Source organism: Cupriavidus sp. C2SS-8b, from assembly GCF_057073745.1.
In genome coordinates this window covers 412,889-434,963 of the sequence record NZ_CP172718.1, presented here as the reverse complement: position 1 = coordinate 434,963, position 22,075 = coordinate 412,889, and the positions used below count along the sequence as shown (strand labels likewise).

Sequence of the window (22,075 nt, the reverse complement as noted above, 5' to 3'; positions counted from 1 at the left end):
GTGACGTGGAGCTGCACATAATCGCGACATCGCCATAATTCCTACCCTTGCCAATCACCCGCACGTGAGCACCGGTTCCGAGAACAAGGTCATCGCGTTTGAGTCCGGTCATCTCGGACAGGCGAAGGCCAGTTTGCACGGCGACCAGCAAAAAGGCGTGATCGCGTCGGCCGGCCCAGGTACGCTGGTCCGGTGCGGCAAGCAGGGCATCGACTTCCTGGCGAGTCAGGAATTGCACCAGGGTGCGGGTAAAGCGCTTGCTGGGGATAGCAAGCACCCGCTGGATCTGAGCGGAATGAGCCGGCGTCTCGAGCGCCGCGTAACGAAAGAAGGAATGAATTGCCGTGAGGCGAAGATTTCGACTGCGAACGCTCACGCCCTGACGCTGCTCCAGGTCATCGAGAAATGCAACGATCAAAGGGGCATTGATTTCCTCGAAATTCATGCGTGAAGGCTGCCGGTGCAGACGTTGCTGCGCGAACTTCAGGAATTGACGAAAGGTGTCGCGATAGGAACTGATCGTGTGGGGACTCGCCTGGCGCTGCTGCATCAGGCGTTGCGTAAAAAAACGCTCCAGCAACGGAGCGAGACTGGCGGTAGTAGTCATGGTTGAATCTCCCAGCGCTGTTCCAGCCGGCGCATCGCCTCGCGCATCAGCTCCGGCGAGGCGTTCAGATACCACTGCGTATCCGCGATGTGGACGTGACCGAGGTAAGCTGACAGGATGGGCAGGCGGCGCTCGGGGTCCTGTCCGGAACGGTACCAGCGTAAAAGCGTATTCGTCGCAAATACGTGCCTCATGTCATGCAGACGTGGGCCGTGACTGTCGGCTGCGCCACGCAGACCGATCTGCCGGGACAATGCATAGAAGTGTCGATGAATCTCTCCACTATCCAGACGATTGCCCTGGTTAGACACGAACAAGTAGGAGGACACGGGTCGCCCCGCCCAATGACGTTTGCGTCGTGCAATATAGTCCGCGAGCACTTTGCAGGTCGACGCATGCATTGGAACGAACCGCGACTTGCCAAGTTTGGCGCCGCGAATCGTCAATATTGCCGCCGTCAGATCGATGTCCTGAAGCTCAAGATTGCGCGCTTCGCCCAGACGCATGCCCGAAACGCTCAGCAAGCCAAACAGGCAGTAATAGGTCCATGGTTGCAGTTCGTCGCGCGCGTAGCGGCAGGGTATCTGAAGCGCAGCATGGAGTAGTCTGCGAATCTCATTGCTCGAGTATAGGTATGGTCGGGCCCGCTTCGGCGAAAACGGCAGCAGACCCGGTGCAGGAATCTGTGTGCGTGGGTCGGTCGCACTACGATGACGTGCAAACTCGCGCACGATACTGAGTCGTCGCGCCCAGTGCGCGGGTTGGACGTTGGAAGGTTGCTGGGCCCACATAAGAGCCAATGCCTGGGTGATGAAGGAAGCGCGGTGCCTCTCCATAAACGCGACGAAATCAGGCAATGCCTTGCCGGCATCTTTAAGCTTGAAGCCCAAGCTCCGCCTGAGGTCCAGATACTCCTGAACGGCCTGCCGCAGCGTGTTCATCGCACACCTCCCGGCCACGGTACGGCCAGGGTACGCAATGCCTTGATGTCGACCTTCGTGTAGATCTTCGTGGTCTGCGGATGATGATGTCCCAACAACTCACCAATCTCACTGAGTGACGCGCCGTGACTGAGCATCTGGCAGGCCAGTCCATGGCGAAACTGGTGCGCCCCCGTGGTTGGGGCGTCGATGCCGGCGCGCTGGAGCGAGTGCCGAACGATGGAGCCCACGCCACTCGCACCACGAAAGCCGATAACAGGCGCCTTTGCACGCAAAAACACACGGCGACTGGTGCTCTGCGGTCGCCCGTCTCGAAGGTATGCTGCAATCGCCTTTCCAACATCGGCGGGCAAAGGCAGCCCGTTACGCTGGCCACTCTTGCCGCGCACGCTTAAAACTCCTGTGTTCCAGTCAATATCGTCGAGCTCGAGAAATGCCACTTCCCCAGAACGCAGTCCCAGGCGCGCGAGCAGCAGGATGATGGCGTAATCACGACGACCAACGGCAGTCCGTCGATTGATACTGACCAGCAGTTGCTGTATCTGCTCTGGTGGAATCCCGCGAGGGATTGACTGCATCGACCAGTTGGCCACGACGGGAACAGCGGCGGCCAGATCGAGCGTCATGTCGCCCCGATAGCACGCGTAACGTAGGAAGGATCGCAGCGCTGTAGTCATGAGCTTCGCGCGCTTCAGATGCAGACGCAGTGCCTGACATTGCACAAAGTTCACGACATCGCCGGCACGCAAACGCGAAAGCCTGATGCGCCCGTCACCAAAGCAATCTTCGAGAAACTCCCTTATGAACGGCACGTAATTGACGATCGTTGCTTTGGACAGGGCGCGCGCCTCGTGCAGATACTCAACGTAAGCCTGTGTACAGGACTCAATAGGGGTCAGCCGACGCGCAGGCATTCTCTGCGCCGAAATCAGCCTCTCACGATCGAGAAAATCAATGAGATGCCTGAGCGCAGCACGGTCTCCCGGACCCGGTCGCACGTGCCGCGCACGATAACGTAAGTATTGCGCACTGTGATCAGGACAGACGTTATGCAAGTCAATTCCGTTTCGGCCAAGCCAGCGGCTAAAACCTGCAACGAGCCTAACGTGGTACTTCAGTGACTGCGTACTGTATCCCTGCACAGCGATCGAGTTCGCAAAGGCGACGATATGGGACGCGAGCGGACCTTCTGGTGCGTGTGCGAGAACGACACGGTCATGGATGGTGTATCTCATGATGGACTCCTTCCCGGATGCTCTGGGGCTGAAGGAAGGAGTCAAGACTATCTCTATCTCCGTGCATCCGTTTGCCCATGAAATAGGGCTATCTTTCGATTACAAGACATAGTCGGGAAGGGCATATAGTGCCTCCTATATCGTCCACGATATAGAAGGCATACGGCGGCCATGGAATTACTGCAAGCCGGCGTGGATCCATTTAACATTGCCCTGTGGTTGGGCCATGAATCCCTCCAGACAACCCAGATGTACCTGGATGCCAGTCTGGAGCTGAAGGAAAAAATTCTCGCTAATGTCGAACCACATGATGGCAAGCCCGTACGATACCGGCCTGACAGTAAGCTCGCGACGTTTCTCAAGTGTCTTTAGCCATCAAAACTATGCCGATCCGGCGACCTGGGGATGACCTCCTGCTGGGCTTTTTACAAGCATCATCGTGATCCGATCCCAGCTTGATCGGCATTGCCGTGAATGCGGCATAGTTGTTAAACTTGGTGTGACGCACGGTCAAACAAGCACGTCGCAAATCGACGTCCCCATCACGAAGGTTCAATGCTTCTGAGAGCCGAAGGCCGACGGTGGCGATAAGGCCGAACAGCGTCCGGTAGGTCGCGGGTCGTAGTCCGTCCAACGGGGGCAGTCGACCTGCCTGCTCGAGCAAATCGCACACTTCCTGCCTGGTGTAAATGTGCGGCGCTAAGCGCCGATGGCCTGGCCCGAAGGTGTGTAAGTCAGGGATCTCGGTGTCCGGCTGGAACTGACGGTAGTATGCCGCGAAAGGTCGAACGACTTCCAACCTGCGAGCCCAGGTCACAAGTCCGGTGCGCTTGACATGCTCGCGCGCCCAGTCGAGTTGCAGTTTGAGTGTCAGCGGCCCTCGATGCCCACGGGCATCCGCGTACCGGGCGAAACGCATCAGTTGCTGGCCGGTGAAACTTAGTTCGAAGCCAAGTCGTCTGCGCTGATTCAGATATCGTTCGACAGCAAGCTGTACAGTGTTGTTGGTAGTGCTCATCTCACACCTCCCGGCCAGGGCAATGCAACGGCCGATAGGTGAACCATGTCGACCTTGGTGTAAATCATTGACGTGTCGAGCTCACGATGACGCAGCACGTCGGCGACTTCCTTGAGGGTGCTTCCGCTGGCGAGCATCCGACTCGCCAGCGTATGGCGCAATATGTGCACCCTCGTATAGGGAAGTCCGCCGCGCCGATATGCCTCGCGCACAATCTTGCGTAGCACCTCCGGACCGATCGGGGCATCAACCGGCGCGACATGGCGAACAAAGACTCGCCTGCTCGCCGTCGGAGGTCGCTCCACTTGTAGATAGGTTGCGATGGCCTGGCCCGTGGTCTGGGGCAACGGCAGCACGTCTACTCGACGCGACTTATTCTTGGCGATGCGAAGGGTTCCCGCTTCCCAGTCGATGTCGTCCAGATCGATGGTGACAACTTCGCCGGCTCGCAGGCCCAGATCGACGAGGCACCGGACCATGGCGTAAGCGCGATGCCTGGATGGCAACCCTTGTGGAAAGGCGTCAAGCAGCTGCAAAACCTCCTGCTGCGACAGCGTCTGCGGTAATACCGCCAAGCGTCTGTTCGCGGGCGATGCGATGACCGGCAGCAAGTGCGCCACCGCGTCCCCCAATGTTGCTCGATAGCGGAGATACGCGCGCAGCGTGCCCGCAACAACCTGTGCGCTGCCCGGACACAGTCGCCGAAGCTGTCTGCCGATGAACCGGCGCAGTTCGCCCTGGGTAGGAGAGCCAGCACCGTGGCTCTGTTGCAGGAAGGATCGTAGGATGCTGAGACGTTGCATTCGCGTGCTTCGCGCCAGTCCGCGTGCGCGGTTCATGTAATCATCAAAGCGGCGAAGTTCATCATCAATCGCGGTGAAAACCTGGCTCTTACGCAGCAGCCCGGCTTCATCCAGTGCGATGAGCAGATGCCGCAGTGCCGCACGGACCGTGCGCCCGTGCCTTCGCACTGGCGGTGGGCAGGTACAGCGCGGGAGGTGTTCAGTGATGAACCGCCGAACTACATCGTCTGTAAGGTCGCACGCGGCAATCCGACGGCGTCGTATCCAGCGGGCGAAGTGTGCGACACAATACAGGTACATTCTTACGGTGTGATCGGCGTAGCCTCGCCTGACGAGGTACTGGCAATAGCCACCAATGTACGGAGCGAGAACGCTGTCGCGCAGCCACGAAGCCGGTGCAGCGTGAAGCGAAGGAAGGGTATCCATGAATGGCTCCTGAAGTGGGACAGCCACTACAGGAGACCTGCTTTTTTATGTGAAGTCCAATTCCGCCTGACTGGGCCGAGGACCACTCTCAGACTGCCACGTCCGCTGGATCGCATCGCTCGACGTCGCATAAAAACGCTGTTCGCATTAGACGCGCCAAGCACGGCGACGAAGATGCTGGCTTCGAAGGCAAGGCCGCCCTCCGCATCCAGAATCGGCACCATCTGACCGGCGAAGTCGGTGAACAGCTTTTCGCCGGCGCGGTGCTGCTGGCGCATGGACCGCTTGAGTGTCGCTGCCCAGTCCCGGTAACGGCAGCAAAACTGCGTGTATTGGTAAATGGGAACCCCTGGATTCGCCTCCAGGTATTCCTCCCACAGCAACTGCAGGGTCACGCCCTTGCGGCGCAGCTCGCGATGCAGATGGGGGAAGTCCGGCGTCACCCGCCCGCCCGGGGTGTTGGCCGGCTTCTGCGCGCCGAACAGCCGCTGCTCCAGCGTATCCTCGTTCAGGCTGTCCGCCAGCGGCCAATCCAGCCCCGCTGCCTTCGCCATCGCCGCGTACTGCGAAACGGCGCCAACACTCACACCCGTCGCCCTAGCGATCTGCCGGTGCGAAAGGCCACACGCCCACTTCAGGCGAAGCACTTCCTTGATCTTGCGCATGGTCATCCGGTTGGCCGGCATCAGCTTGCTTCCTTGGAAAAAGGATGCAGCGTATCGCCGGCGTTCTAGTCCATGCGCAGTCCCACCCCCCAGCCCTTGCCCGGCCCCATTACGGTGCGTGATCACCCGTTTCGGCTGCTTGATCACCTATTTCGGCAACGTGATCACTCGTTTCGGGATCGTGATCATCTTTTTCGGCGGCGTCGCCGAAGTGATCACGTTCCGCCGAAATCAGCGATCAGCTTCCCACCGAAACAGGTGATCACGTTCCCCCGAAATCGCTGATCACGCGCCCCGAAATACGCATTAAAAACCTTGGGGTTCAAACTCCGAGAGTCCGAGTTGCTCCAAAAACTCAACAAGTTCCCTTGACCTCGGTTCCGTTGGTGGCTCATACCTAGCGAGTCTCTCGACGAGGTCACCGTTGATCACGGCACAACGAACCTGGGCAAGCAAATGGACACCGTTTGGCGACCAGCGCATTTGTTGACGCTTGCACATGCGCTTGTTCAGCACCTGATTGACCGCAGATTCGGCCGGCGCGGTTGAGATGGGCTTGTCTTGACGATGTCGTGCTCCGTAATCGTAGAACAAAGGAAAGTCGTCACCGATCCCGAAGGAATGTCGTCAATTCGCGTGACAACGTCAGAGAAATCGCACGCAACATCAATAAAATCAATGACTTAAGCACAGCGAAGGAAAGTTGTCACCGCGGAAGGATCGCGAAGTGTCAATTCAGCGTGTGCGACGCGCCAACACGGCGGAAAAAGGTCCGTGCCACCGTCCATCTGGCAGCCGCGATTGGGCGCTAGAACGGGAAACGACAATCCTGGCCAACGTCTTGCAACTGGCTGCCCTTCTATCGCTGAATGCAGATATAGTCGGTGTCCGTGGGGCGTCTAGCTCAGGCTCTTGCATCCCAAGCCATACTCAAAGTATGACCGCATCAACGCCTTACGGTACTCCGGCCTCATGGGTCGAACACTGCCGGGTCGCCACACTTGCCCACCATAGCGTGCTCGGCAATGCGCGCAACGATACGGTGCCTCGAGAAGTTGCACGTTCAAGCAGAACGGCGTTTCGTGACCGCACCGAAGACAGGCGGACTCCATGGGGTAACGATGAGCAGGACATCGAGTCGCGCTCGCCATTTGATGCAAGAGGCAGTGGTAGCCGCGTGACATACAAGAACGACAGTAGCGGAGCACTTCGCAATAGCGTCGCTGCTCGGCGTTTTCGATGAGTGCCATCTGCAGCGTCTTTTTGGGCAAGCCCAAAGCCTCGTTCAGCCGGACAGTATTCACCAATCCCTGCCGCGGCGGGATAGTCTCGTAAGGATCGAGGTCCGGCCGCAGCAACCGCATCATCGCGGCACCAGACAACCCATTCGCCATTTGGAACTTCCACAAGATCGAGACGAGCGATTCCCATGGCTCGATCCACTTCTTGTCGAACACGTACCCCAACGCCGGCGTGAGCCTTGCCTCATCGAGCGTGAGGATAGGGAAGCGCGGCGCCCTCCCCTCACAAAGCGGCGGAGACGAGCACACGTCCGGTTGCATGGCGAGACTGGACATAACCGCAATGCCGTACCGCGTGAGCCCATAACGCTGGCTCGGGACAGTAGCCCGGGCAATCCCTGATCTCGCTATCCTTTAGCAGGATCTCAACGGCACGCACAAACGATTCCATGGGAACAGACTCGTGCTAACAGTTAGTCACATTGAAGTCGGTGAACTTACACGACATCTTTCGACTAACACTTTCTGTGCAGCTTTCAAGGCTGCCCCGGGCGATCCTTACGCGCCCTTCCGCCCGAACGGAGTTCCACCACCTTGCCCTCGACGATGCGCGTGAGTACCTGAATCTCTGCTCTCAGCGCCTCATTGATCGATGCCAGGTCAACAATTTCCTTATTTTGATCGGCAATCACCTTGTAGAGCTGGGCATTTGCCGCCCGCTGTAACTTCAGTTCGTGGTGCTTGTCGTCGCGCTGCACACGCGCCGACCTATGGACGAGGGTGCGGATTCGTTCGGCGATGTCGGGATAAGTGTTATGGATCAAGGCCGGGGTCACGTCAGCCTCTTTCGCGACCGCCGAAATCGAGACTTTCTTGTTGGCGCTTTGCAGACGGCCCAAGGCCAATTGCAACTCGTTCAGTGTTCGCTCCCGGTCCCGCCGGCGGGGTGGGTGGTCCACTTCGGGCGCCGATGCGGCGCTAGACGTTTGCTTCGCTGCCATTCGGCGGGTCCCCTGGTAGTTCAACGCCCAAGTCCTTAAGAACCCGTGCCGCTTCTTCCAGATCGCGCTGGACCCGCTTCACGTCGCCGGGGCCAAACTTCTTGGCCTCCTCCATCAGTTCCTTCTGGTGTCGGTAGGTTTCCTGCCAGAAAGGCTTGAAATGGCTATCGATGACTCCATTGCGGCAGGTCCCGCAGCGGCCCTTCTCATAAATTCCGGCGCCACCGCAGCCCGCATCCTGGGCAAGGCACCACGCATGACCCGTGCTGCGAATGGTGATACGGTCAGATGTTTCCTCGATCATCGCCTTTCGATCTGGAAAGGCTTGCGCGCGCAAGGTCATGATCTTCTTGCCAGCGCCCCCGGCCAACATCTCCTCGCCCTGCAACCACCCGGCGATGGTCTGGATTTTTTGCTTCCGCGATTCCTCCAGAATTTCATCGTAAAGGGCGGCGTCCTGATGTGGGTTGGCAGCGTAAAGCTGGGTCATGTTGATCGACGAGTGCTTGAACTGCTCCTTGAGGAACAACAGGCCTCCCAACCGATGTCGCGCGAAAGAATAGGCATAGAGCCGCCGCATCTGGTGCGGCGCCAGAGCCCAGTCCGTCCCGGCATCCTCAGCAAACTTTCGAAGCGCCTGGCCCCACGCGGTGCCGGACACCGGCAAGACGCCGTGACTGCTCATCCCAAGAAACAGCTTGTTGAGATTGGCGCGGGCGACTGCGATCTCTTGCAGTCGCCGGAGCGTCCTTTTCCCTTGATCGGCTTCCCATTCGCGTAATCGCTCGGCTAATAGCATTCGATGCGGTTCGGACCAGCGTTCGAGCACGCGAAGAATATCGTGACCCATCGCCGGCATCAGGAAATCGACGACACCCTTCTTCGTCTTGTGTTCGAACGATCTGATCCAATGAAAGGTGTAGCCATTCCTGAACTCGGTACGCCCTGCACCAACTTCGATGCCAGATAATTCAGAGCTTCGCATACCGGTCAGCACCCCAAGAAGGTAAAAGCAGGCACTACGGATCGCCCCGAGGTCCGGATTCCGTCGCACCGAGCGAACGCCCACATCCCGCTCGTCCAAAATGCCGTCGGCGCTCTTGAGAATTTTTTCGGCATGAGCGAAGAGAGCTTGTGCTACCGCAGCCGGAACCAACGGCGTCTTGCTGTTCCTTTCGCCGTCCTTCCTTGCCTGCCCGACGCGTCCCGCCATCTCGCCGGCGGACGAATCGGGCCATGGGTGGAAACGCAGCCCGTCGGGATGCTGATCACGGAACGTGTAGAGGCGTTCCAGGGCGCGCAATTTATCTGCTAGCGGAGCCCACTCTTGACCGAGATCCTTTTGGGCTTGAACGTAGTTGGTAATGTGTATTGGACGGACGTCAGCGAACGAGGCGATGTTTACGGATTCCAAATACCGCGAGAACGCGGCGAGATTTCCCACGAAATTCTGCAAGCGCGCCACGCCGGGCGGTGTACTGCCCTCGGTTCCCACCCGCCAGTATCGGAAGACAATCGCCTTGCTCACCTCACGAAACTTCTCGGGGATACGTGACCATTTCAAACGTTTGGTGCTTTCGTGGACGTTCGTTGTATTCACAAACGGCCACATTTCCCACACCAAATCGCCGTAGCGGGAAAGCACTCGCTCTTTCCCACCGTCGCTCACGGCCGAGATAACGACATTACGGCGGGTCAACTCGTCGAGCCCGGCGACACTCAGAGGCTGCTCGACCAACAGCCCGTAGGCCTTTTCCAAAGCCTGGACGGCAGCGGGCTTGACGGAGAGCTTTTGGACCGTGCGTTTGCCGGCTTTAGTCATCGTCGTGCTCCCTCAAGGTCGGCTCTACCTCATACGATTTCCAGAAGATATGCGGGTCGACGCGGGCACGTTCTTTGGCGGCTTGCACCGACGCCGAATCAAAATTGTCCGCCGTGAAGGCGTCGATCAAGCGCATCGTGCGATGAAATTGCGTACGCCAATCGTTGCTTCGGGCGCTATCCTTCTCCCGTTCGAGAAACCAGTAGAAACTGAATAGTCGATGCAGATCGTCGGGAGAACCCACGATGGCATAGCTGCGACAGGAGAAGCAGGCAAAGAAGTCGTCACAGGGCGTGCCGTCGCGGGGGGCTTTGTCGCCGTAAAATGGGTCCTTACAACTTCCAACGCGTGTCGCGGTGAGTGACGCGATGGGGATTACCTTACCCCTATCACCGTTTTCGCCGTTGCGGTAGATATCCGGAAGTGCCTCCCCGACGAAAGTTGCATCCTCTCGCATCGATTTCGTGCAAGCCAGGTAATGATTGTCCGCAACCTGTGGTGTGTGGCCCATGAGTGCGGCGGTGGCGATGAGGTCTCCGCCACTGAGTTGCCAGAGCCGGTCTTCCATGGTTTTTCGCAGACGCGATGCATTGAGCTGTAGGGGCGCACCATCGTCTGCCTTGAGTTGATGTCGATCAATCAATGCCCGGGTCCCGAGGCAAAGCGCACAAGAGCTCAATCTGGTGAGCTGGCGAGATTTCTCGGTAATCCCTTCTCCGATAAACAGCCAGACGAAATCTTTGAGGTCGTCGCGTGCAATGTCGGCCAGAGGCTGGGTCATTGCCAAGACTTTCCGCAAGAGTGCGACGCCGTCCATGGCGACCGCCAGAGACTGGTCTTCCGCCCTGGAGAAGCGCAGGCTCTTGAGCTGGGTCGCATTCCCGCGCCGCTTGAAGGTTTCCAGCAGCATCATGTTGGGCATAAACGGATGCGGCTTTAGGCAATTCCGCTTCATCTCCAGGAGCGGTGTAGAGTTGGCTCCGGTACGGATAGCTATTGCCAGCAGGTACACGACCAGCGCTGCGGAGGCCGGGCCATCGAACTGTTGTTTGTGAATCGCAATGATGTCGTCACGCAATGCCGTGGCCACTCGGATGCGCTCGCCGGTCGAGAGTGGTGTCGCGCCCTTCAGCCGCGCATTGCAGTGCGGGAACGGATTGGCCGGGAACAGCTCCGCGCCGCCTGGCACCAAGTGGCGACGCTGCAGACCAACAAGCACGGCCTTCGTCCTGTTATAGAAGGCTCTTTGCGTGGTGTAGGCCCAGTCTGGGTGTTCCTCAAGCCATGCGATGTAGGCAGCAATATACTTTCGCTCTAGCGCCCCTGGCTGACATGGCTCCGCGGAACTGAGCAGGAAGTCGAAGAAGTGGACCAAACCATTAGTCCAATAGCCACGTAGGGTTGCCGGGGTGGCGTCGCCGCCAGCGAGAAACGCCCGCAACTGCGCGGTGCACCCCCACACCCAGGCGTCGATGCCGCGGCCAAGGTAGCCGGACAGGTCGAGTGTGCGTTGTGTCGTGGCATTGCCCGTGGCCGGCAGCGAGACGGTGGCCCCGCCGTTCTCTACGCAAATAGGATTGACGGATACCTGGAGTGGAGCGGCAGCGTAGTCTTTGCGACTCGTTTTCACGGCCCATCTCCTGCAAACAACTGATCAATCTCGTCCTCGTGGGCCAGCACAAGGTGGCCCTCTAGTGAGTTGATGAGATGCAGGTAGAGCGCCGTGGTGCTTACATCGGAATGACCCAGCCGGTCGCGCACGTACAGGAGCGGCTCTCCCTCGAATGTCTTACTCTTGCGCAGACTCCATAGCAAAAACGTGGCATAACTGTGCCGCAACATGTGGGCAGTCACATGGAATCCCACTCGCTTCGAAAGCGCCGCGAAGATGGCGACCATGGCTGTCTTGGTGTAAGGCGCGCCATGTTCGGTGAGAAACAGTGTGGAAAATCTCGTTCCATGGCGATGATTCCGCTCTCGCATCTGGCGGTGCCGAACACTGTACGTGTCCAACTCCTCCATCAAGTCATAGGGAAGATCGATGCTGCGAGGCTTGCTGTTCTTGATTTCCATGTCGCGTGGGTCGAGATTCAGCCGAATCTTTTCGTTCCATCGTAGGTCTCTCCGGCGACTAGGGTCGAATACGTACGCCGGCTTATCTGGCCAAGTCCGACACTCAATCTGGCGCAAGCCCGTACGAAGCATCAGCGAGAACATGAGCCGATGGGTGAGATTCGGCAGGGCTTCATAGCAAACCTTGACCTGCGCCTTGGTCAGGATTCTGATGGACTGCACTTGCTGCTTCAGCAAGATGCGGGGGGACTCCACCCTGCCGCTTGTTGCATCGACGTGTGCCAGGAAGCCCGGCTGCCGACTGGTCTGAATCGACGCGAACTCAAAGGGCAGGCGGTCAATGTGGCCCTTCTTCACCGCCCACTGATAGAAGCGAGCAATGACCCGCAGCCGATTGTTGATAGTCGTGTTCGCCAACCCGACCGTGCCCTTCGACCAGTCCCGGTATGCTTCGAGTGCACTCGGCATGCCGGGCATGCCGGGTTGCTGCCAGTCCAGTCCGTTGGATACAACAAAGGCAAAGAAGTCGTACAGCGCCCAGCCGTACGAATCCCATGACTTCGGGCTGCTCACCCGGCCATTTGATGTGATGAGGTCCCACAGAAATGACTGCGCGGGCTCCATCGGATGGCCGCCCTTGTCGAGCAGCAGTGGAAAGCCCTTCCAGGCCCGTCCTGCGATGACTAACTTCTCGTTTGCGAGGACGTATCTCAAAGCACTTGCCTGAGCTTTGTCACCGCCTGCTTGAAGTCGAGTGTTAGCAGATGCATGGCGAGATCAATACCACCGCCGCCACCCCGCTTCAGTCGCGTGTCGAACCACTTTGGACCAGTGGTAAGGAGTTCAAATTCTCGGTCGCCAACGCGTAGGTGCCAGCGGTGCGTGTGACTGTCATAGATCGGAACGAAACTCGCGTCCGCTTTAACATGATCGGCCAAGAGGGGAAGTAACACCTCACAGTCTACAGACCGATATTTCTCCAGCTCAACAGCGTCGACGCGCCCCCGTGCCGCAACCATGTTTCCCTCCCGCTCAGCGGAAAGCCAACCCCGCTACTCGTCTGTAAAACAGACTTTGCTACTCGACGGAAAGAGCCGTGCCCTTGAGCGTAAGCATAGGTCAAACAAGGCAAGGGTCACTAACACAATCAACAGTTCTTATCATGGGCAGGTCCACCGGTCCAGCCAGTTGCGCGACCGCGTGGGCGTTCACGAAGCCGTTCCACAGCGCCGCGGCCGATTGCTCCAGTCTTAAGCCGGCGGCGTACGCGTCGGGATAGAAGAAGGCAGTGAAGGAGCTCCCGGTGTCCTCTGGATAGCGAGTCAGATCGTAACTAGCCAGGCAGGTTGCTGCTTCGACGGCGCCGGTAATGCCTCTGAAGTGCATTTGCTCAATCATGAAGCGAGCGACGATTTGCTCGTCGCCGGAGAGCTGATATTGCGCCTTCTGCTCCATCAGCTGCGGCTGCCCTACCAGAAAGGTGATCAGCCGCACGCCGTGGTGGGCGAGCTGATCATGGACGTCGCGCAGCCATTCCAGCGCATGCTTGGACAGCCGCTGCGCTTCGTCGCAAAAGAGCACCACAATGTGACCCGAGCGCATTTGCAGTTGCTCGTTAAGTCGACGCATCAAAGCGAAGCGCTTGTCGGCAATGGTCCTGGGCTGTGGATCCCTGACACCAGCGGCGCTCAACAATGCACTGAAGAAGGAGCCCTCGTAGTCGCTGCGATGATATTCGCAAGACATCCTCAGCACGAGGATGTCACCGCGATTCCTGGCAAGGTGCAGTGCCAAATAATCAATTGCATGAGTCTTGCCCATGCGAGGACGAGCGTAGATCAGCGCGCCCGGGATCAATACGCGGACGCAGTGATCAACGAGGTCGACGAAGTCTTCAATCGCTGCCGTCGCTACGCGATAGTGACGGCGAGCGAGCGGGTGATTGTGCACCGTCAGATCTACCGGATTCGCCGCCGTTGCATTGGGCGCGCGGCTGGCTGCGCGGACTCTGGTCGCGCTGACACGTGCACGCGGTGCGCCTTTCGCGGCCGTGGTGGTCTTCTCGTTCATGCCTGCTCCTTGCCGGCGAGATCAGTTCCTCTTCGCCCTTCACGGCCGGCAATCGGCGGGCCCGGCCAGCGCCCGTTTACGCGAACGCACCCCGACCATTAGCGGGAGTACCCCCGCGCAATGTGCAACGCCTTGCCTTTAACGGGACCCTTGGCCAGTGGCGAAGGCGGCTGTTCGGGTGTCACAGTTTCACTTGCGGAAACCGTGGGAGGGGGCTTCGCTGTCCGGCGCTCGCGCTGCACCTGCGCGATGTCGCTGGCCGCCCTCTTACGCTTTGCGGCCTGCTTGCGTCTGAGGGCAAGGAAGACCTCGATGGGATTGTCGCCTGGGCCGAAGTCGAGCTCGCGCGCCCGCTTGGCCTTGAAGATCTGCTGGCGCACCCGCAGTGAATGCGGTTCGTCGCGCCACTTGCCGCTAGCGAACAGACTGCCCAAGATGTGGCCTTCTTCTGTACTGGCCCACAGCCGTCGCAAGTCTGACGGGTCATAGTGGATGCGCAGCCGCTGGCCGATCAAGCCGCTGCTTCTGGCAAGCTTCTCGCTCGTGTAGCGCACGTGATAGAACGTGATGTATGGTCGTTCACCACGGCCGAGGTTTCCATGGACGCGGCACAGTACCGGATCATGCAGCTGTTCGGGATGTTCCCGTAGCGGCTTGGGGATCAGGCGCAATCGGATCGCGTCGCGACCGATGCCAAGGACGTGCCGGTGCATCATCTCCAATGGGGTGAGACCACCCAGGCCAGCGTGAGGCGAGCCGTGGTAGTTCCACACCGTCACATGCAGCAGCTCCTCCAGTTCCTGAGTGGTGACGAGCAGCCGCAGAGTGTCGTCCGGGTCGCGCAGACGTTTCAGCATGGCCTTTGCCGCATCCTTTCCTCGTATCGCCCCGGGGAGCCGCCGCGAAAGTGTTGCGGCGACCGTGCCAAAGTAGCGCTCGATGAATGGTCGGTCATCGGGCTGATACGCCGGACCGAAATCGGCTGCGCAACCCAACGCCTCGCAGACGACATCGAGGCTGGTGGCCGCCAAGTGCGCTCGCGCATTGTCTAGCCGGATCTGTCGCCAGCAGGCGTAGCTGGTTTGCTCCAAGGCCTGCGAGACGAACCCACCGGTAGGCAGCAGGCGCAGGCCCGGCAGCGTGAGTTCGGGGACCTTCGCCGGCGTCACGGCGCGTTTGAAGGTTTCGATGGCGTCAAAGCGGTTACATTCGCGCTGCATATGCGCAAGCCAAGAACGATCTGCTGATACTCGCAGGCTGTGTTAAAGCAGACACCTCCAAACACATAAGAGGATCTGGGCGATGATCGCAAGAAGAACCACCATCCGGCAACTACCGCTTACCGAGGTCGTTGACCGCGACAATCCCGGCGCGACGCCGGTTAGCATCGCCACACCCGAGGGTGGCACCGTCTATCACACGGTCCCGCTCGCAGACCCCGCCACCGGCAAGCGGCGCGACGCACGACCGCAGTGGATCCCAAGCACCTTCCCTCTCTTTCCCGTTGTCCGACTTGCTGACGGCGCGCCGTGGGCTGAAGCGAACATCTGGCTCATCGATATGCTGGAGTCGAAGTCCTCGCCCAATATGCTGACGTTCGCCAGCATCGCTGACGATCTGGTGGCGTTCCGTCGTTACCTGGACGACGAGGATATCGACTGGCTAACGTTCCCCGCAAACAAGCGACAACGGCCGACCTACCGCTATAGCGCATCGATCAGGCTGGCCGTGCAGGCGGGCGAACTGTCTGCGGGTGTCGCGAAGCGTCGTATGGGTGCTGTAGCCCGCTTCTATCGCTGGCTCATAACCGAAGCCGGCTTCAGGCCCGCGAACGCGCCGTGGGTTGAATCTGATCGCTTCATTGAGGTCAAGGACCAGAAGGGATTCAGCGGCGTGATCGAGGTCAAGACCACTGACCTGTCGATCCGCTGTCGCCGCGCGGAAGACCCGTGGGACGATCGCATTCAGGACGGCGGGCGCCTGCGCCCGCTCTCCTCTTCCGAACAGTCGGTGTTGCTTGAATCGTTAGCCGCTCTCGGCAACATCGAGATGACGCTCGTTCATCTGTTCGCTTTGTTGACAGGCGCTCGCATCCAGACGGTATTGACCGTGCGCGCGAAACACGTAATGCGCAAGCCGGGCGAGTTTCACGGCGACGACATCCGTCTCGCCTGCGGGCCGGGTACGGGCATCGACACGAAGGGCGGTGTCAAGGGCGTGTTGCACCTGCCCCGGGGTTTCTACGAGCGGCTGTACATCTACGTGCACAGCGATCGTGCGCGCAAGCGTCGCCAACTGGCAGACGGCGGAGATGACCACGACCAGCCGCTCTTTCTGAGCCATCGCGGTGCGCCGCTCTACGATGATCTCGCATCGCGCGGCCCGGTCAGCACTGGCGCAAAGGTGCGCCGTCACGTCAAGACTGGACAGGCCGTGCGCCAGTTCATCAAGGACGAACTATTGCCCATGATGCGCGAGCGGCTCGGCAACCTCAGGTACGAGTTTAGCTTCCACGACCTGCGTGCAACCTTTGGGCTGAACATGGTCGACGCGATGACCGCGAATGAGACCAGGTACACGCGGGCGCTCGATCAGTTGCGGCAGCTGATGTGGCACGCACGACTGTCCACCACCGAGGGCTACCTCAGCTACCGCGAGAACCGCAAGCTGTACGACGCTGTGCAGGACAGCTGGGGCACACACCTGTCGACGCTGGTCACGCGCGCCCTAGACACCGGGGTGGCAGTATGAGCCGGGTGTACGAGGAAGTTCGCATGCCACTCGCGGTGGGCACGACGCTGCTGCATCCCGAGCGCGCGCTGCTAAAGTGGGAAGGAATTCGCACCCGTTCCGATATCGGACAGATCTGCTACCTGACGCGTGACACGTCGAACACGCGGCACGCGCGGCACACGTTCGATCCCACAAGCTTTAGCAGCGAACGCACTAAGGTTGTACGCCTGCTGGTGATGCAGCTTTCCGAGCGTTTGACCCTTGGCGCCTTGCGTCCGGAGACTATCTACGGTGCTCTGCGCGGCGTGCTTGACTTCGCCAACTGGGCCGACAGGCTGGGATTGCATCAGGTTCTCTGTGACGAGAATGCTACGGCGGAGGCAGTTCATCGCTTCTTTCGCGAAAAGCGTGAACAGGTCTCACTGGGCAACCTGAGCCACAATACCGTCGCGCGCATTCAGCCTAATCTGTTGTCGATCCTTCGTGAGTTCTTCAGAAACGACGACTTCTGCGCCGATGCGAGGGTCCTGCGCCAGCAATCGTATGCTTATGAACCGACAGTTGTGCCCGACGCCGAGGCACAAGCCGCCTTGCTCGCGTGGGCTGACGCGCTCTTCAGCAGCATCAGCACGATGGTGCTCGACTTCAAGCCTTATCCGTTGCGCGTGACCACGGCGCGAGGTGAAAATCTTTGCCTTGTTCCGCACACACATGACCGTAGTGAAGGGGACGACTCGTACGGCCTGCTTGGCTGGAATCTGGAGACGGGTCAGCTGCGCACCCGGGAAGAAATCACGAGGCGCATGGCCGAGGCTGGAGCTAACAAGCCTCGCCATCGTGCGTGGGGCATCGCGTGGTTGACTGCTAAACATCTCGCGGCGGCCAACGAGGACGCACAGTCACCGATCCGCCGCTCGCACGCTTCGATGGCGGCCTTTTGCTTCGCCACGCTGTTTCTGGCTGAAACGGGCGTCAGCCTCGCGCAGCTGCTGGCAATGAAATGGAGCCCGGAGCTCGCCGCGAATCTGCAGGATGCGTCTGTTTTACGTCAGAAGTTTCGCGAGGTTAAGTACCGTGCAGGTGGAATGGAAGTTTCGTTCACCGTCTCGCTGGCCTTCATGCCAAAGCTCAAGGCATATCTTGCGTTACGCAGGTATCTTGTGCAGGACGCAGACTGTGACGCGTTGTTCGTCGTAGTCGGGCATCATGCGCAGCTACGGCGGCTCACGACTCTCCCAGCCCAATTCCTTGATCAGCTTTACCATCGGCTCGGTACGCTCGGGATTGTGCTGCCGCGCATTAGCGCTCGTCAGTGGCGTGCGGCGAAGCAGGATTGGGCGGTGAGCAATCACGGCCCTGTCGTTGCAGCCAGGCTGATGGGCCACTCCTTGGCCACGGCGCTGCGCTCATACTCGAACGGCACGGACACCGCGCACAAGGCTGAGATGGGTGCTTTCCTCGCTTCAGTCGAGAAGACGGTGCTGAAAGCTGGCAACGACCCGGCAGGCTCCATCAAGAGCGCGGTGGGCGTCTGCATCGAGTTCCACAAGCCCGCGCCGATCGCGGCTTCAGTCACCGTGCTGCCCGACTGCCGCTCGACCGAAGGGTGTCTCTTTTGCCATCAGTACCGCGTACACGCTGACGCCGCCGACATCCGCAAGTTGCTGAGCTGCCGTCACTGCGTCAGGCTCGTGAGCAGGCGTGCTGACTCGTTCGAGCAGTACGCGAGCTCGTTCGGCGCGGTGCTGCGAAGGGTCGACTTCCTGCTGAATGAAATACGGAAGCGCGACGCCGCGCTGGTCGGTCAGATCGAGCACGACGTTGATATTGATGGAAACCTGGACGCTTTCTGGTCGACCAAGCTTGATCAGCTTTACGAATTGGGAGTGGCATGAACAATACGCTGATCGCGGCGCTCGCCGAGCGCCCAGACTGGTATCGGATCGAAGACGATGCGGTCGTGACACACGACAAGGCCGGGAAAGCTGCTTCGCTGTTTGGTGACGACGCCTGGGACATCCGTGCATATACGATTGGATCGCGCCGCACCAGTATCCACTTTAGGGGTCATCCCCTTAACGACGCAGGCCGCACCCTTTCAGACGCGACTACACGTCAGTGGAAGCAGGTCATGTACTTTCTGATGCACGAAGCGAGCGAGACGGTACCTGCGTCCAGTACTCTTCAAGGTTGCTCAGTTTACCTGAAGGACTTTGCTTACTTTGCCGCCGAACGCCAGCTTACTCTTTATGAGGGGCTATCCAGCGTCGCCGTTGTTCTGGACTATGCGGCACCGGCCGGGATGGACATGAAGGCCCAACGCCTTCATTCGATTCTGGCGAAACTTCACCGAGTGGGCGCCGAGGCCACAGGGCTGCGCGTGCCATTGGCCCAACTGCATAAGCCCCTGCTCGAACGCTCCGCGCAACGCGCCGGAAACTCACAATACCCGGTCATCCCGACGCGGATTTACCAGCATTTCCTGTCGACCTGCGAGCATGACCTCGGGATCGCTGAGAGCGTCGCGAACGCGCTGTCCGACTACCTTGCGCGCGCATACGCTGGCGAACGCCCTGACGTCTGTGCCTCACTGAAGACGGCTGCTGCCCACTTCGGGTGCACGGACTCCCCTTACGTCGTGATGTCGCTTGTGGCGTCGATCTGCGCGTTATGCCAGCTGGTCATCCTGTCGTTCACCGGCATGCGCGCGATGGAAGCAGAGAACCTGCCGTACGACTGTCTGAGGGAGACCCGGCTGGATGGTGTGATGCACTACGCCATCGAGGGCGTGACGACCAAGCTGTCCGGCGGGCGTCCCAAACGCGCATGCTGGGTGACGAGCCCGCTCGGTGCTCGTGCCGTAAGGATCGCGCAACGGCTGTCGGGCGAAGCGCATCGTGAGCACGGCGCACCAGGCTACGCCGAATCGAAGGACGGTTCCCACCTGCTGTTCTGTCGGATGGGTCTGCATCTTAAGTACGTGGCAAACCGGGCGCCCACTACCATATATATCGAAGTCGAAGCTTTTCGTGAGCGCGTCTTCCCGACGATCACAGCCGAGGACATCGCTGAACTGAAGCGTGTCGACATGCACCGAGCATGGGAAGACGAACCGAAGTACGCAGTCGGGCAGCGGTGGCCGTTCACGCGTCATCAGCTTCGCCGCTCACTCGCGCTGTATGCGCAACGCAGCGGCCTCGTCACGCTGCCGACGCTCAAACGTCAGTTGCAGCACATCACACAGGAAATGAGCATGTACTACGCTCGTGGCTCGGCGTTTGCGCAGGGCTTCATCGACACCGACAAGGCTCACTTCGCGAAAGAATGGGCCGAGGCACAGGGCCTGTCCGAGTACCTTGCGTACGCTGAGCAGGTGCTGTTCCCTGACGAGCGGCTGTTTGGGGGGCACGCAGCATGGACACAGAGCCGTGCCGTGCAGGCGTCGCCTGTGTCGGTCTACTCACGCGAGCAGACGGTGAGGATGTTCGGGAAGGGCGAACTGGCGTACCGCGAGACGGTGCTCGGCGGCTGCGCCAGCGTCGAGCCGTGCAAGTCGACGCCGCTCGATTGGATGCGTCTGGATTGCCTTGAATCGGACTGCCGTAACCTCGTGGTCGTGCCGTCGAAGCTTCAGCGCGTGATCAAGGCCGTGAACTGTAGTAATGTTGGTACGTTTTCGTAGTAATGTTGGTACGCTCCGTGGGCTGTGCCGGTTTCGTCTCTCACGACTCAAGCTTTCTCACTGCAGCAATTCGGGGAGCACCGCTACGACACGCCGCTTGTCTCGCATCTCTCTAACGAGCTTGCGGCTTTCGTATTCAATCCACCCTACCCTTGCCGCCAACTTGGCCAAGATGTATCGAGCGTCCTCCGATTGTTCCACGACATCGAAACCGCTGAGCCAGCGTACAACGCCGGTAGCGGGATGCAGGGGCTCGCACCAAAGGGCTCTGGGATGACGGCAGCCATTCCAGTACATTGCCGCGAGCAACCAAGCTGTAGCTTTGATCTGCTCGCGTGGCACTGAGATGGCTGGTGCCTGAAGGTTAAAGGTACGCATTCGTTGGCGCAGTGCCTTGCGCTCGCGTCGCGGCAGACTTCTCCAAGATCGACGTAGTAGCAACCGTGCAAGGCGCTCACCATCACGAAGCAATTCACTCGCATCGCCGCCCGACCACGCCCTCGACATTCTGACCGGCTTGCGGCGCCGGACAATTGGGCCTGGCAGGCAAAGCGCGCTGCGCCATTGAGCAATCAGAGCCTCCCGGCTACCGGCCTTCAACGCCTCCGACGCGGGCGCATCAGGTGGCTCCGGCAGTTCAGGCAAGCACCACAGGGCGGGCTCCGATTCCACAATCAGGATCGGCAAGCCCATTACTGCTCCTGCGCCCTCACCGTTTGTTGAGCGGCGACGTAACCAGATTCCCGCACCGCGCGTTCCCAATGTCCCGACTCGAGCGTTAAGCCGCGGACATCCCACTGCGGTCCATTCATCAACACCGACTCAATAGCCCGCGTAAAAAAATCCATTCCCACCTCAGGACTGCCAGCCAGTTGCGCGACCGCGTGGGCATTCACAAAGCCATTCCACAGCGCCGCGGCCGATTCTTCCAGGCGTAAGCCAGTGGCATACGCGTCGGGATAGAAGAAGGCAGTGAAGGAGCTTCCGGTGTCCTCGGGATAGCAAGTCATATCGTAGCTGGCCAGGCAGGTTGCCGCTTCGACGGCGCCGGTAATGCCTCTGAAGTGCAATTGCTCGATCATGAAGCGAGCCACGATCTGCTCGTCACCGCAAAGCTGATATTTCGCCTTCTGCTCCATCAACTGAGGCTGCCCAACCAGGAAGGTGATGAGCCGCACGCCGTGATGGGCAAGCTGATCATGGACGTCGCGCAACCACTCCAGCGCATGCTTGGACAGCCGCTGCGCTTCGTCGCAAAAGAGCACCACAATGTGACCCGAGCGCATTTGCAATTGCTCGTTCAGTCGACGCATCAAAGCGAAGCGCTTTTCGGCAATGGTTTTTGGCTGTGGATCCCTGAGACCAGCAGCGCCCAACAATGCACTGAAGAATGTACCCTCGTAGTCGCTGCGATGAAATTCGCAAGACATCCTCAGCACGAGCAGTTCACCGCGATTCCTGGCAAGGTGCAGTGCCAAATAGTCAATTGCATGAGTCTTGCCCATGCGAGGACGGGCGTAGATCAGCGCACCTGGGATCAATACGCGGACACAGTGATCAACGAGGTCGACGAAGCCTTCAATGGCCGCGGTCGCGACGCGGTACTGACGGCGGGCGAGCGGGTGATTGTGCACCGTCAGGTCTGCCGGATTCACCGCCGTCGCATTGGGCGCGCGGCTGGCTGCGCGTGTCCGGGTCGCGCTGGCACGTGCCCGCGGGGCACCTTTCGGCGCCTTGGTGGTCTTCTCGTTCATGCTT

The 22,075-nt window shown here is 59.6% G+C and carries 15 protein-coding genes and 4 pseudogenes; 4 read left to right on the top strand and 15 right to left on the bottom strand.

Features of this window, described 5'->3' with window-relative positions; all coding sequences use genetic code 11:
- Positions 1 to 40: 40 nt before the first annotated feature.
- From ACIGJB_RS31655 to ACIGJB_RS31645, 3 genes and pseudogenes are all read right to left on the bottom strand, one after another.
- Positions 41 to 607, bottom strand: a pseudogene (locus ACIGJB_RS31655) (tyrosine-type recombinase/integrase); the annotation flags it as partial.
- Complete coding sequence (locus ACIGJB_RS31650; protein WP_483734856.1) at positions 604 to 1,548, bottom strand: tyrosine-type recombinase/integrase; 945 nt, start codon at positions 1,546 to 1,548, stop codon at positions 604 to 606. The pseudogene ACIGJB_RS31655 and the gene ACIGJB_RS31650, both read right to left, overlap by 4 nt.
- Positions 1,545 to 2,783, bottom strand: coding sequence for a site-specific integrase (locus ACIGJB_RS31645; RefSeq protein ID WP_483734855.1), 1,239 nt, complete (start codon positions 2,781 to 2,783; stop codon positions 1,545 to 1,547). Before ACIGJB_RS31645 ends, ACIGJB_RS31650 begins: the two co-directional genes overlap by 4 nt.
- 168 nt (positions 2,784 to 2,951) lie before the next feature.
- On the opposite strand from ACIGJB_RS31645, the pseudogene ACIGJB_RS31640 reads away from it, so the two are divergent.
- A pseudogene (locus ACIGJB_RS31640) lies at positions 2,952 to 3,155 on the top strand (integrase); the annotation flags it as partial.
- Here ACIGJB_RS31640 and ACIGJB_RS31635 read toward each other — a convergent pair.
- The 10 genes and pseudogenes from ACIGJB_RS31635 to ACIGJB_RS31590 all read right to left on the bottom strand — a co-directional run bounded on the left by ACIGJB_RS31635 (position 3,142) and on the right by ACIGJB_RS31590 (position 15,122).
- A complete protein-coding gene (locus ACIGJB_RS31635; protein WP_483734854.1) occupies positions 3,142 to 3,801 on the bottom strand; it encodes a hypothetical protein in 660 nt (219 codons plus the stop codon). The pseudogene ACIGJB_RS31640 and the gene ACIGJB_RS31635 sit on opposite strands and share 14 nt — an antisense overlap.
- The gene (locus ACIGJB_RS31630; RefSeq protein ID WP_483734853.1) at positions 3,798 to 5,030 is read right to left on the bottom strand and encodes a tyrosine-type recombinase/integrase; all 1,233 of its coding nucleotides are present in this window, start codon (positions 5,028 to 5,030) and stop codon (positions 3,798 to 3,800) included. The genes ACIGJB_RS31635 and ACIGJB_RS31630 overlap by 4 nt, the downstream gene beginning before the upstream one ends.
- Positions 5,031 to 5,176: 146 nt before the next feature.
- Positions 5,177 to 5,716: pseudogene (locus ACIGJB_RS31625) on the bottom strand (sigma factor-like helix-turn-helix DNA-binding protein); the annotation flags it as partial.
- 281 nt (positions 5,717 to 5,997) lie between these two features.
- Positions 5,998 to 6,280: pseudogene (locus ACIGJB_RS31620) on the bottom strand (ISKra4-like element ISBte2 family transposase); the annotation flags it as partial.
- Between the two features lie 1,192 nt (positions 6,281 to 7,472).
- The gene (locus ACIGJB_RS31615) at positions 7,473 to 7,937 is read right to left on the bottom strand and encodes a TetR family transcriptional regulator (RefSeq protein WP_483734852.1); all 465 of its coding nucleotides are present in this window, start codon (positions 7,935 to 7,937) and stop codon (positions 7,473 to 7,475) included.
- A complete protein-coding gene (locus tag ACIGJB_RS31610) occupies positions 7,915 to 9,759 on the bottom strand; it encodes a tyrosine-type recombinase/integrase (protein ID WP_483734851.1) in 1,845 nt (614 codons plus the stop codon). The genes ACIGJB_RS31615 and ACIGJB_RS31610 overlap by 23 nt, the downstream gene beginning before the upstream one ends.
- Entirely contained in the window at positions 9,752 to 11,389 is a 1,638-nt protein-coding gene (locus tag ACIGJB_RS31605) for a hypothetical protein (RefSeq protein ID WP_483734850.1), read from the bottom strand. Before ACIGJB_RS31605 ends, ACIGJB_RS31610 begins: the two co-directional genes overlap by 8 nt.
- Positions 11,386 to 12,546 (bottom strand): tyrosine-type recombinase/integrase, encoded by a 1,161-nt coding sequence (locus ACIGJB_RS31600; RefSeq protein WP_483734849.1) that lies wholly within the window; start codon positions 12,544 to 12,546, stop codon positions 11,386 to 11,388. The genes ACIGJB_RS31605 and ACIGJB_RS31600 overlap by 4 nt, the downstream gene beginning before the upstream one ends.
- A 405-nt stretch (positions 12,547 to 12,951) precedes the next feature.
- The gene (locus ACIGJB_RS31595) at positions 12,952 to 13,902 is read right to left on the bottom strand and encodes an AAA family ATPase (RefSeq protein ID WP_483734848.1); all 951 of its coding nucleotides are present in this window, start codon (positions 13,900 to 13,902) and stop codon (positions 12,952 to 12,954) included.
- A 98-nt stretch (positions 13,903 to 14,000) separates the two neighbouring features.
- Entirely contained in the window at positions 14,001 to 15,122 is a 1,122-nt protein-coding gene (locus tag ACIGJB_RS31590; RefSeq protein WP_483734847.1) for a Mu transposase C-terminal domain-containing protein, read from the bottom strand.
- An 82-nt stretch (positions 15,123 to 15,204) separates the two neighbouring features.
- Between ACIGJB_RS31590 and ACIGJB_RS31585 the strand changes: the two genes are divergently transcribed.
- From ACIGJB_RS31585 to ACIGJB_RS31575, 3 genes are read left to right on the top strand one after another with little or no spacing between them, the layout of a single operon-like run.
- Positions 15,205 to 16,653 (top strand): site-specific integrase, encoded by a 1,449-nt coding sequence (locus ACIGJB_RS31585; protein WP_483734846.1) that lies wholly within the window; start codon positions 15,205 to 15,207, stop codon positions 16,651 to 16,653.
- A 23-nt stretch (positions 16,654 to 16,676) separates the two neighbouring features.
- Entirely contained in the window at positions 16,677 to 18,530 is a 1,854-nt protein-coding gene (locus tag ACIGJB_RS31580; protein WP_483734845.1) for an integrase, read from the top strand.
- Positions 18,527 to 20,317 carry an integrase gene (locus tag ACIGJB_RS31575; RefSeq protein WP_483734844.1) on the top strand — a complete coding sequence of 597 codons (1,791 nt, stop codon included), beginning with the start codon at positions 18,527 to 18,529 and terminating at the stop codon, positions 20,315 to 20,317. Before ACIGJB_RS31580 ends, ACIGJB_RS31575 begins: the two co-directional genes overlap by 4 nt.
- Positions 20,318 to 20,374: 57 nt before the next feature.
- Here ACIGJB_RS31575 and ACIGJB_RS31570 read toward each other — a convergent pair whose 3' ends face one another.
- Together ACIGJB_RS31570 and ACIGJB_RS31565 are read right to left on the bottom strand one after the other, a co-directional pair.
- On the bottom strand, positions 20,375 to 21,010 hold the full coding sequence (locus ACIGJB_RS31570) for a hypothetical protein (protein WP_483734843.1): 636 nt from the start codon (positions 21,008 to 21,010) through the stop codon (positions 20,375 to 20,377).
- Positions 21,010 to 22,071, bottom strand: a complete 1,062-nt coding sequence (locus ACIGJB_RS31565; RefSeq protein ID WP_483734842.1) for an AAA family ATPase — start codon at positions 22,069 to 22,071, stop codon at positions 21,010 to 21,012. The genes ACIGJB_RS31570 and ACIGJB_RS31565 overlap by 1 nt, the downstream gene beginning before the upstream one ends.
- Positions 22,072 to 22,075: the final 4 nt, after the last annotated feature.

Coding starts and splice junctions, on each gene's coding strand:
- ACIGJB_RS31645 (WP_483734855.1), bottom strand. CDS start 2,783: ATGAGATACACCATCCATGACCGTGTCGTTCTCGCACACGCACCAGAA.
- ACIGJB_RS31595 (WP_483734848.1), bottom strand. CDS start 13,902: ATGAACGAGAAGACCACCACGGCCGCGAAAGGCGCACCGCGTGCACGT.
- ACIGJB_RS31590 (WP_483734847.1), bottom strand. CDS start 15,122: ATGCAGCGCGAATGTAACCGCTTTGACGCCATCGAAACCTTCAAACGC.
- ACIGJB_RS31635 (WP_483734854.1), bottom strand. CDS start 3,801: ATGAGCACTACCAACAACACTGTACAGCTTGCTGTCGAACGATATCTG.
- ACIGJB_RS31570 (WP_483734843.1), bottom strand. CDS start 21,010: ATGGGCTTGCCGATCCTGATTGTGGAATCGGAGCCCGCCCTGTGGTGC.
- ACIGJB_RS31650 (WP_483734856.1), bottom strand. CDS start 1,548: ATGAACACGCTGCGGCAGGCCGTTCAGGAGTATCTGGACCTCAGGCGG.
- ACIGJB_RS31585 (WP_483734846.1), top strand. CDS start 15,205: ATGATCGCAAGAAGAACCACCATCCGGCAACTACCGCTTACCGAGGTC.
- ACIGJB_RS31580 (WP_483734845.1), top strand. CDS start 16,677: ATGCCACTCGCGGTGGGCACGACGCTGCTGCATCCCGAGCGCGCGCTG.
- ACIGJB_RS31615 (WP_483734852.1), bottom strand. CDS start 7,937: ATGGCAGCGAAGCAAACGTCTAGCGCCGCATCGGCGCCCGAAGTGGAC.
- ACIGJB_RS31610 (WP_483734851.1), bottom strand. CDS start 9,759: ATGACTAAAGCCGGCAAACGCACGGTCCAAAAGCTCTCCGTCAAGCCC.
- ACIGJB_RS31575 (WP_483734844.1), top strand. CDS start 18,527: ATGAACAATACGCTGATCGCGGCGCTCGCCGAGCGCCCAGACTGGTAT.
- ACIGJB_RS31565 (WP_483734842.1), bottom strand. CDS start 22,071: ATGAACGAGAAGACCACCAAGGCGCCGAAAGGTGCCCCGCGGGCACGT.
- ACIGJB_RS31630 (WP_483734853.1), bottom strand. CDS start 5,030: ATGGATACCCTTCCTTCGCTTCACGCTGCACCGGCTTCGTGGCTGCGC.